General features: G+C 46.5%; 9 protein-coding genes and 2 pseudogenes. 1 reads left to right on the top strand and 10 read right to left on the bottom strand.

Annotated features, from left to right (window positions below):
• The 10 genes and pseudogenes from IQ270_RS24285 to psbZ all read right to left on the bottom strand — a co-directional run.
• Positions 1-203: pseudogene (locus IQ270_RS24285) on the bottom strand (ATP-grasp enzyme); the annotation flags it as partial.
• A gap of 207 nt (positions 204-410) precedes the next feature.
• Positions 411-512, bottom strand: a complete 102-nt coding sequence (locus tag IQ270_RS24290; RefSeq protein WP_339384309.1) for a hypothetical protein — start codon at positions 510-512, stop codon at positions 411-413.
• A gap of 4 nt (positions 513-516) precedes the next feature.
• Positions 517-657: a hypothetical protein gene (locus tag IQ270_RS24295; RefSeq protein ID WP_193975751.1), complete on the bottom strand. Its 141-nt coding sequence runs from the start codon at positions 655-657 to the stop codon at positions 517-519.
• Between the two features lie 2 nt (positions 658-659).
• Positions 660-2,051, bottom strand: coding sequence for an ATP-grasp domain-containing protein (locus IQ270_RS24300; RefSeq protein WP_193975752.1), 1,392 nt, complete (start codon positions 2,049-2,051; stop codon positions 660-662).
• Positions 2,052-2,288: 237 nt separating this feature from the next.
• On the bottom strand, positions 2,289-3,092 hold the full coding sequence (locus IQ270_RS24305; RefSeq protein WP_193975753.1) for an O-methyltransferase: 804 nt from the start codon (positions 3,090-3,092) through the stop codon (positions 2,289-2,291).
• Positions 3,093-3,094: 2 nt separating this feature from the next.
• Positions 3,095-4,333, bottom strand: coding sequence for a sedoheptulose 7-phosphate cyclase (locus IQ270_RS24310; protein ID WP_193975754.1), 1,239 nt, complete (start codon positions 4,331-4,333; stop codon positions 3,095-3,097).
• Positions 4,334-4,828: 495 nt separating this feature from the next.
• A pseudogene (locus tag IQ270_RS24315) lies at positions 4,829-5,409 on the bottom strand (Uma2 family endonuclease).
• 191 nt (positions 5,410-5,600) lie between these two features.
• Positions 5,601-5,930: a DUF4437 domain-containing protein gene (locus tag IQ270_RS24320; RefSeq protein WP_193975755.1), complete on the bottom strand. Its 330-nt coding sequence runs from the start codon at positions 5,928-5,930 to the stop codon at positions 5,601-5,603.
• Between the two features lie 76 nt (positions 5,931-6,006).
• On the bottom strand, positions 6,007-6,555 hold the full coding sequence (gene ribH, locus IQ270_RS24325) for a 6,7-dimethyl-8-ribityllumazine synthase (RefSeq protein ID WP_193975756.1): 549 nt from the start codon (positions 6,553-6,555) through the stop codon (positions 6,007-6,009).
• Between the two features lie 226 nt (positions 6,556-6,781).
• A complete protein-coding gene (gene psbZ / locus IQ270_RS24330) occupies positions 6,782-6,973 on the bottom strand; it encodes a photosystem II reaction center protein PsbZ (protein ID WP_193975757.1) in 192 nt (63 codons plus the stop codon).
• A gap of 661 nt (positions 6,974-7,634) precedes the next feature.
• On the opposite strand from psbZ, the gene IQ270_RS24335 reads away from it, so the two are divergent.
• The coding region (locus IQ270_RS24335) for a CBS domain-containing protein (RefSeq protein ID WP_228056653.1) at positions 7,635-10,235 on the top strand (2,601 nt) is incomplete at its 3' end.

Consider the following 10,235-nt stretch of genomic DNA (forward strand, 5'->3'; position numbering starts at 1 on the left):
GAGTCCGCGATCGTTCGAGACTGAAACGGTTTGAGGATGATGGATCTCAGTAGGGCGATCGCAGTTAAAGCGAGATTCAGGGGCAGTACCAATAGCAGCAAAATAAAGGTTGCTATGGTTTTGACTGATGTCTGGAAGCGCCTAAAAGCCGCGTTTGTTTCCTGTTCAGATGGCATCGCTGTAGTTGAAACGGTTTCGAGCATAATTTTTGGGCATAACAGTAAACAATTTCCTAATACCAAATCAACGGACTATCGCCACAGATTAGATCCCCCTCGCATCTCCCTTAATAAGGGGGACTTTGAGCAATTTCTCCCTTATTAAGGGGAGTACGGGTTGACTTTGAGAATGCTCTTGTCCCCCCTTATTAAGGGGGGCTAGGGGGGAGCTCCGGGGCAAGAGAACACGCTCTAAACGCGCCTAATTAAGGTCAACCCATCTCTCAGCGGCAGTAACACTTGCTCTACGCGCGGAGCGTCAACTAGAGCCTGGTTGGATTTGGCGATCGCAATTCCGTTAGGAGGCTTTCCAGAGCAGTTCGGATGTCAGATAAGGGCTATCAATTGCTAGTCCGAGGCGGCTCATTAACCAGGGTAAATCACAGTAAAAATCGCTAACTGCCGAGCCTACTAAATGCAAAACCCGTAATACTGACATACTCACTCTCCCCCTATTTCCACAAGTTCGCCAATATTAAAATCAATCCGAATCCACTCATTCGACTTCTGTAAATCTCCCCACAACAACAAGGGAATGTGCCAATGATGCACCATCAAAAACGGCAGCGGATCGTCCCACTCGAAGATGGCATCTTTGCCTTGGGCGATTATTTGTAACCGCTCATAAACTAGCTTGGGCGACCACAAATGAGTCACCAATCGCCAAATTTCATGGTAAATCCAGTAAGTCGGGCGACTAGATGCCAAAGGCTGCACTATCTGCGGTAAAGGGTCGGGTTCCAAATAAGCTTTTGCCACATCGGGATGGTCGTGAAACACCGTGATAGCTGAATGGGTGCGCGGGTTGCATTCGATCGCGTAAATCTCTCCATCATCCGCCGCCTCCATGAAATCAAAGGAAACTTGTCCTGTCAGATTGAGACTCTTGGCAAACTGACGAATCCAATTTTCGATATCCGGGCGATCGATATGCTGGTAATTCAACTGAAACGACGACGATTTGCAACAACAATGCAACTGAATATGACCATCACGAATTGTACTGTGAGTGCAGAATTCTTGCCCTGGAATATACTCTTGCATAATCCAAGGTTTACTCTCGGAAATTGGTAATGAGTTGACAAAAGCGGCCGTTTCCGCCTCAGTGGCGCAGGGTAACTTCGTCAGGTCTAACCTGCGAATAGAATCGTAGGGAATACTTTTGATAATATATGGACGCTTTGCGTTACTAAAATCAAAATCGATTACTTGCTGCGGGTTAGTAATGCGGTAGGACTTCGGAACTCCCAGCCCCAACGCTTCGGCGGCGGTGGCCAACTCATATTTATCATCCAAACGTTCCAGAGTTTCGACATCTAGCTGCATTACCGTACAGTGAGGAGAAAGTACGCTTTTGGCTTTGGCATCGTAGTAACTGCCGCCTGCACTAGAGACGGGAACGAAAACATCAACTCCCTCTTGTTGGACAATTTTTAAGATTTCGTCAGCGTATTCCTCTGCCTGGGGATTTGGTACTGTGTAAAAGCGATCGACCGCCCAAGAGTATTGATGACCTGTCAGCCAGTATTTGTGGGTTTCAAACAAAATTACCCGATGACCGGCCTTATGGAAAGATCGAGCTAGCTGTAATGCTTTGGTTCTCTTGCCGCCGCCGATCAAAATCGTTTGGGGAGAGTCCGCGATCGTTCGAGACTGAAACGGTTTGAGGATGATGGATCTCAGTAGGGCGATCGCAGTTAAAGCGAGATTCAGGGGGAGTACCAATAGCAGCAAAATTAAGGTTGCTATGGTTTTGACTGTCTGGAAGGGCCTAGTCGTCGCGTTTGTTTCCTGTTCAGATGGCATCGCTGCCTTTGAAACTGTTTCGATCATAATTTTTTACTAAGTAAATACTCTCATTAGCGGCGGTTTTTGAATGATTAAACCGCAGTTGAAGCTACGCAGGCGCAGAGTCTCCAGAACAGAGAGATGGATCGTGCCGATGAAGCGCGGATTTGATATTACGCACGGGTGGTTAAAAACCGGGTTTTTTGCTCGGACTTCGTTACAGCCCGCCGAATATGGCAAAAAACCCGGTTTTTTTGGTTTTGACGCCTAAGTTTTGTTCTACTAAACGCGCCGAATTAAAGTCAATCCATCTCTCAGCGGCAGTAACACTTGCTCTAGGCGCGGATCATCAACTAGAGCTTGGTTGAATTTGGCGATCGCAACTCCATTAGCAGTAGCAGTACCCGACAAATAGGGCTGTCCCTGCATCAGAGTATTATCGGCACAAATCAAGCCATTGGGAGCCAACAGCCCTGTGGTGAGCAGTAAATCGAGATAGTCTGTGTATCCAGCTTTGTCAGCATCGATAAACACTAAATCGAACACCTCCCCAGCAGCAGCCAATTGTTTCATGGTTTCTAAGGCTGGCGCAACCTTCACTGAGATTTTGTGGCCAGCAGTCGATTCGTTGAAACACTTTTGGGCAAATTCAGCGACGTAAGCATCTACTTCGCAGGCTACGACTTCTCCATCAACCGGCAGGGCTTCGGCCATTGCTAGGGCTGAGTAGCCAGTGAACATCCCGATTTCTAGCACGCGCTGTGCTTTGGTGAGATGGACGAGAAATTTCAGCATTTGGCCTTCCACATGGCCCGAAAGCATCTCTTGTTCCAAGTGGCGCACTGTCTCGCCGTCGGAGAATCGCTGACTCCAATCTTCTGATTGGGTGCGCTTTACTAAGGTGGCTAAGGCGGGAGATTCCGCTGTGGTACAAAGGTTCAGGTATGGATCGAGACCATTTGCTAATTCGTAGGCTTGTTGTAATTCTGTCTTGAAAGCTCGATCGAGATTATCGATTTTCTTTGCTTCCTCGACCAGACTTTCCAGTTTAGCCGCTAAAATCCCGACTGGGGTAACAGGTTTCATCTTTATACCCCGGCTGTGGAACGACTTGCAACTTTCTGCAATACTACGTACATATCTTCGCCATCGCCACGACGCGGGTAGCCCTGACAGATTTCTCGATGCACCGTTAGGGTTTCATCCAACTCAGTTCGAGTCAAATCGTTCATGAAAAAGCATTCACCAATGGGCTTCGGTGCCGCCGCCCGTTGAAGGCCATCGCGGGTACGGGCGATGGATGTTGTGGCTTTCCAGAGCAATTCTGATGTGAGATAGGGGCTGTCAATTGCTAGTCCGAGGCGACTCATTAATCCTAGGATACGATCGCGATCGGCGATCGAAATATAGCCACGTTGTTGAGAAATAGTCGCCGAAAAAGCCATATCGATAGCGACACTATGGCCGTGGAACATCGGAATTTCCGGTGTTAGTTCCAGCGTCGGACTCCAAGTGTGACCGTAAGCAATCACTCGATCTAAGTCTAGCTCGTGCAGGTTTGGTACTTCTAGGGCCAGCATCGACTGAATCGCATTGTATGTTAAGCGATGTGCGACTTCGCGCAGTTCGGATGTGCCGTCTAGATACCCAAAATGGCTATTGAGCAATGCTTCGCCGTAGTTTTCTAACAACTCGAAGATTTCTTTGTTCCCAACTACGGCGATCTTAATTAACTCTGCCATGCCGTTGCGTATTTGGTCGATCGGCAGAGTTTTTAAGAAAGAGAAGTCTAAAATTACTTTCTGGGAAGCGTGGTAAGCACCCAGGCGGTTTTTCAACTTACCGTGGTTCACGGCTACCTTGATCGCCACACTGGCATCAATCAGCCCAATTAAGGTTGTTGGTACGCGAATGTAGTTAGTCCGACGGCGATAGGAGGAGCAAGCAAAACCTGTTACGTCAGTAGTCAATCCACCACCAACCACCAACACAGGTTCTTTCCGCACGAGTCCGAAATCAACGAAGGCATCTATGATGCTTTCAAAAGTTGTTAAGGTCTTATCCGGTTCCTTGATATTCACTGGAAAGACTGTTAAATCTATCTCGTGATACTTGAAATAATGCTGCATCTGCTGGCCGTACAGACTGTACACTGTTTGGTCTACAACCATTAAACAGCGACCAAATTGGCGGTAACAGTCGGCAATTTCTGGATTTTCAAGCTTGAAAGCACCATCTACATAGAGCAAGCTGAAATCAATTTTTTCGTACCCTTCAATGTGAAAAGCGCGGTCTGTCGCTGTAAACGTAGCTTGAATGTCACCCATAAAATTGTTGCAATTTCGTGTTGGTAAGTAACTGTAAGTATCCGGGCGAACCTCAAAATTATCAATCCCTTTTATGGTCAGCTTCCTAGGTGTTAACTGGACAAATTGATTATTTAAGATTTCATTAACAAATGACCTGAAAATTTATTTTCAGGGCTGTTTGTTAAGAATACGTTAAATACTGTTTGTACAGCATTTATGCTGAAAGCTATTCTAGGATCGAGTTGAGACGGCCTCAGTGCTTGCACAAAACTTAACATAGCGGATTTCTCATATTTGTGCAACCAGATTCATCTAAATCTCATAAAACTGTTGAGAAATATTAGATAGTTAGCGATTTTAAGTTAAAAAGTTGATAATAATTCAGTATTTTAGGAAATAAATGTATTATGCAATACTCAGTAAGTCAAATGGCGATCGCGATCGCCAATAAATGTATAAAATTATACTGAACATTGACGAGTGTTTTAAATTGACTTATATGGTCAATTCAGCTTAGGCTGGAAACACCAAGCATAAATCTAGGGACAAATCGGGAAACCCCGGAATTACCACGGTCTCATTAGGCAAAAGGACTCGTTGCGATCGATAATTAAAATCACATTGTCTTTTTTGATAAGGTTCGCTGTACATTTCCAGTTGATTATCGACTAAGTTAAATATCCAATAATTAGCAATTCCAGCTTCAGCATAGAGAGATAACTTAGTTTTTTTGATCGTACTTTAAAGTTGAATCAGAAACTTCAATTACCAACAAGATATCAGCAGGTTCCGGGTGAGAAGCTAAATAATTGTCAGAGCGATTGCGGGCGATAACCACATCAGGTTCTGGTTCGCTATCATGTAGCAGACAAAATAATTGGCTCTTGTGCACGGATATGAGCGCGTCTTGTCAGTAAAAGGATTAACTCTTCAACTAAAAGACTGTTACAAACAGAGTGAAACGTACTTTGAGTAGCCTTGATGATAAGTTCTCCGCGAATCAATTCTACTCGCTCATCGGGAGCGAAAAATCCCAGTTCTCCCAAACGATGATATTCTGCGATCGAGAATCTTTTCGCGGTGACAGTATCCATAGATTTGCTTACCTAGTATTCTACAAGCGACGAGCGAATTTCAAAAGTTGCAAGTTATATTCCAAATAGGATTAGCTGCCACGATCGCACTTCATTAGAAAAAATATCCTGACATTTACAAAGTGCGATCGTCATTTCACACATTTTGTGATAATTTAGTTCCTCTTATCCCAAACTTAGTTTAAGTTATGTCATTCAAATTCTCCCATTGCTCCAAGTCGAATCGTAATTAACTCGACATCGGTTAACGCCTCATGCGCTCCTTGCTTTGTCCCTTTCGGCGTTGTCCAAAAACACCCTGCTTCACAGACTCGATCTCCTGTTTTTAGGCGACCAGAAACGACAAATACGTACTCATCAGCCGGGTGAACATGAACTGGAATTACAGTACCTTGCTTCATCTTCAATCGGTGAATAGATCCTTGATGCACAGGCTCAGCTAACACAACCCAACTTGTACCTGGAAAGATCGATAAGTCAGCAAATTGCTGGGTTGATAAATCTTGAAAAGTTTGAGTCATTGGTTTCATCCTCCTCATTTGATCTTCGTTCCCCGACTCTTCCTGGGAACCAGTTAGAATGACATATTGAGATACATTAAGCCCGATCGCCCGACAGCACTTCAACAGCAGACCCAGCAGCTAATCGATCGTAAGAATTTCCACCCAAACCATTAACTTGACGCATCAAAGTGCCCATTTCCAAAGCACTCATTGCATAATTCCAGCCCAAATTGCTCTTAATTCCCGCCCTTTCCAAAGCTTGCTGCATAGTGTCAGTCGTCACCACCCCAAAAATCACCGGTACTCCACTTTGAAAAGCCGCAGCAGCAATTCCCTTAGAAACCTCACCAGCGACAAAATCGAAATGCGGAGTTTGGCCGCGAATCACCGCACCCAGACAGATTACCGCATCGTAGCGGCCAGAAAGAGCTGCTTTGCGGGCCACCAAAGGAATCTCAAAACATCCGGGAACCCAATAAAAATCAACCTGATTTCCATGAGGATTTATATCAACCCCGTGGCGTTTCAAACAATCTTGACAACCTTCCAAAAGTTTGTTGACTACCATGTCGTTAAAACGACCAATGACAATCGCAAACCGCAAAGATTCTGTTTGAGTAAAAGTTCCCTCGAAAACAGTCATAATTTTCTAGTTTAGATTTTAGGGTTGAAATGTTATATTTTTTTGAGAAGGCAAAAGTCAGAAAGCAGAAACATTTTATCTAAATTTCAAGTGCAAAAACATACAGGCTCGTCGCGCGGTTCTAACCGTTCCTGGCTTCTACCGAATGCGGAATGCCTTTGAATCGCTAGTTAATGCCTTCAACTTTCTATCTTTTACCTTCTTCTTTCGATAGTGCTAGGCGAAATTAAACTACTAAAAAGTTTAATACACCGACTGCAATAACCAGCAAAAACCAAAGACCAGAACCGACATAAAGCAGGGATTTAGACTGGTCCCAGTTTTGGGGAGAGGCATAAGCAACAGGCACGCCAACCACCATCACAAAAGACAGCAGTACCAAAGCCAGTAAAACCAATTGAAACAGAATTGATAACATCTTTTCTCCTTTCTATATAACTGTGCGTTGACGAGAAATAGTTTGTCATAACCCGGAAAAACATTCCAGATTATAGTTTTCGATCCGCCCAAAAACGGAAGCATCCGACTTTTGTCGCGGCTATCCTAAAATTTTAGATTAAGAGTTCAAGCTGCCAGATTCACGGCGCTGCAAGTAAATCTAAAATCTAAAATCTCAAATCTCAAATCGAATCACAATTTCCAGATGGTCGATCGAGAAATTGTCGGTCGATCCGAAAGAGACCGTGCAAATTCGGGCGTTGCGCGAACAGGCACCAGTAGCTCTCGATATTTTTACCAATTTTATCATTGTTCGCTACTGCACAGAAAACTCGAAAGGTTAAATTAAAGCCCAAAGCGTGCGAACCACTAGGTAAAACCCGCGCCGAAAGCAGGGAGTAAGGATCGTGAATTAAATAATTTAGACAAGTTTGTGGGACGGGCTCTCCCGCCCATCCTTTCTGGACGGGCGGGACACCCATCCCACAAGAACAATAAAGATTGCAAGTTATTTAATTCTCATTCCTAAACTCCGCCAGGGGTGTTTGGACATAAGCTGACACGCCTCGGTTAAAGCCCGATCGAGTCTCAGAGCACCAGAAATTGCTAGTGTGTGAGATAGAGATGCGAGATTTTCGGCTATGGACTTAGTTTTGTGCCACACAACAGCAGATTTTGACAGCTTGGGCGCTGCGGTGGGACTGTGCGTGCTGCGCCCCGGTAGCAGAATCGTGCTCGCGGGCGGATGTCACCCGACAGTGCGGGATTTTTTGGCACTGCACCGCGACGAGTATCCGCTGATCGAACGCCGATCGGTCAATCCGCAACAAATTCGATCGATTAGTATAGTAGATGCCTCGGTGCGCGATCGTTTGGGAAAAGCCGCCGAATGGCTAGATTTGCCACACATCAACGAAATAGCTGTTTTCGACCACCACCTGCAAGCCGATTTGGACATCCGGGCCACAGTTACACAAATCGAAGCAGTCGGAGCAACCACTACATTAATTGTCGAAAAACTGCGAGAAAAGCTCAAAAATGCCGTAGAAAACGGCGACACAGTATCCCGCCTGCTGCCTTCAGAAGCCACAGTCATGGCCCTGGGCATCCACGTCGATACGGGTTCCCTCACCTTTGAGGGCGCAACGGCGCGAGATGCCATAGCTTTAGCCTGGTTGATGGAACAAGGAGCGAGTTTGCCGGTAATCGCTGAGTATGTAGAACCCGCTTTGTCTCCTCAATTGCAGGATTTGCTCGCAGAAGCGCTGAAGAATTTGCGATCGGAAACTTTGCACGGTTATACAGTAGCTTGGGTGCTGCTATCTACTGACAGCTTTGTTCCCGGACTTTCTTCCCTAGCTTCCCGGTTGCTGGATTTGACTGAAACAGATGCTCTGCTTTTAGGCAATGTTTATAAATTTAGTGAAAACGAAAACAACCGCAAAAGCGCTCAACCGCAAATTTCCAACCGCTTAACTATTATCGGTCGATCGCGCATTTCCAGCACAAACCTCAGCGAACTGTTCAAACCTTTCGGCGGCGGAGGCCACGCCCGCGCCGCATCCCTCGCCACCCGCGATGTTGACCCGCTGCTGACTTTGAATCAACTAGCTGACGAACTTAAAGCTCAAATCCCGCAGCCTCCAACCGCCCGCGAATTAATGTCGTCTCCAGTGCGGAGCATTCGCCCGGAAACCTCCGTGGGAGAAGCTCACCGTATCCTCCTGCGTTACGGGCATTCTGGGCTTTGTGTGGTCGATGCGGGCGATGGCTGGGAGCCCCGCAAGCTACGGCTCGCCGGCATTATTTCCCGCCGCGACATTGACATTGCCCTGCACCACGGTTTCAGTCACGCCCCCGTCAAGGGTTACATGACTCCGCAGCTAAAAACGATCGCCCCCGATACCTTGCTGCCAGAAATTGAAGATTTAATGGTGACATACCATATCGGGCGCTTACCAGTATTGGAAAACGGCCAACTGGTGGGAATTGTGACTCGCACCGACGTGTTGCGCCAATTGCACCAGCAAAAAGCGCGAGACAGCGGAAGTAATACACAATTGTCCTACTGTCCCCTACCCGCATCCGTTGAGCAGTTGCTGCGATCGCGCATTAGTCCCGAATTATGGCAATTATTGTCGATCGCCGCCAATATTGCCCGAGAGCGCGGCTGGCAACTTTATATTGTCGGCGGAGCAGTCCGGGATTTACTCTTAGGTTTGAATGACACCAAGGGCGGGCAAGATGCCCACCCCACAACATTAAACTCTTGTGGAACAGGCATCTTGCCTGTTGCACAGAATAATCCCAAAAATCAATTAGCAGCCGATGGTAAACTGGCGCTAACAGATATTGATTTGGTAGTGGATGGAAATTGCGCTGCCCGCGGTGCCGGTGTCGAGTTGGCTGCATCGCTGCAAAAGCTTTACCCAGACTCGCGTTTGGACGTGCACGGTGAATTTCAAACCGCCGCGCTATTGTGGCACAAAGACTCTGCTTTCGGCTCGCTGTGGCTGGATATCGCTACGGCTCGTACTGAATTTTATGCTTATCCGGCTGCAAATCCTGAAGTTGAAGCGAGTTCGATCCGTCAAGATTTGTACCGCAGGGATTTTACAATTAATGCGCTGGCTGTGCGGTTGGGTGTTCCTAACTGCGGCGAATTGTTGGATTTTTTTGGCGGTTTGCTAGACTTGGAAGCGCGCCAAATTCGAGTTTTGCACGCTAACAGTTTTATTGAAGATCCGACGCGAATTTATCGGGCGGTGCGGTTTGCGGTGCGGTTGGGATTTGTAATTGAATCGCAAACAGAAGGATACATCCGCCACGCCCTCGAAAGTGGGATTTATTACCGGATTCAATGTGAAAACGGCCGAGCTCCGGCTTTGGAAACTCGCCTCAAAAGTGAATTGAAGTACATTTTGCAATCACCTTACTGGAAGGTTGCGCTGCAAATGCTGGGAGATTTGCAGGCTTTGCGCTGCATTCATCCTACTTTGGAGTTGGATCGCCAGTTGTGGCGGCAATTGTGTTTGCTCGATCGGTGTTTGAATGAAAGGAAGAGGGAAGAAGCAAGAGGGAAGAAGGAAGAAGCAAGAGGGAAGAAGGAAGAAGCAAGAAGCAAGAAGGAAGAAGCAAGAGGGAAGAGGGAAGAAGAAAGAGGGAAGAGGGAAGAAGAAAGAGGGAAGAAGGAAGAAGCAAGAGGGAAGAAGGAAGAAGCAAGAGACAATTCCCCATTCCCC

It is taken from the genome of Microcoleus sp. LEGE 07076 (assembly GCF_015207455.1).
Lineage (GTDB): Bacteria > Cyanobacteriota > Cyanobacteriia > Cyanobacteriales > Microcoleaceae > Microcoleus.

Excerpts from the sequence above, each read along its gene's own strand:
- ribH (WP_193975756.1), bottom strand. The coding sequence starts at position 6,555 with ATGACTGTTTTCGAGGGAACTTTTACTCAAACAGAATCTTTGCGGTTT.
- psbZ (WP_193975757.1), bottom strand. The coding sequence starts at position 6,973 with ATGTTATCAATTCTGTTTCAATTGGTTTTACTGGCTTTGGTACTGCTG.
- IQ270_RS24305 (WP_193975753.1), bottom strand. The coding sequence starts at position 3,092 with ATGAAACCTGTTACCCCAGTCGGGATTTTAGCGGCTAAACTGGAAAGT.
- IQ270_RS24310 (WP_193975754.1), bottom strand. The coding sequence starts at position 4,333 with ATGGGTGACATTCAAGCTACGTTTACAGCGACAGACCGCGCTTTTCAC.
- IQ270_RS24295 (WP_193975751.1), bottom strand. The coding sequence starts at position 657 with ATGTCAGTATTACGGGTTTTGCATTTAGTAGGCTCGGCAGTTAGCGAT.
- IQ270_RS24320 (WP_193975755.1), bottom strand. The coding sequence starts at position 5,930 with ATGACTCAAACTTTTCAAGATTTATCAACCCAGCAATTTGCTGACTTA.
- IQ270_RS24300 (WP_193975752.1), bottom strand. The coding sequence starts at position 2,051 with ATGATCGAAACAGTTTCAAAGGCAGCGATGCCATCTGAACAGGAAACA.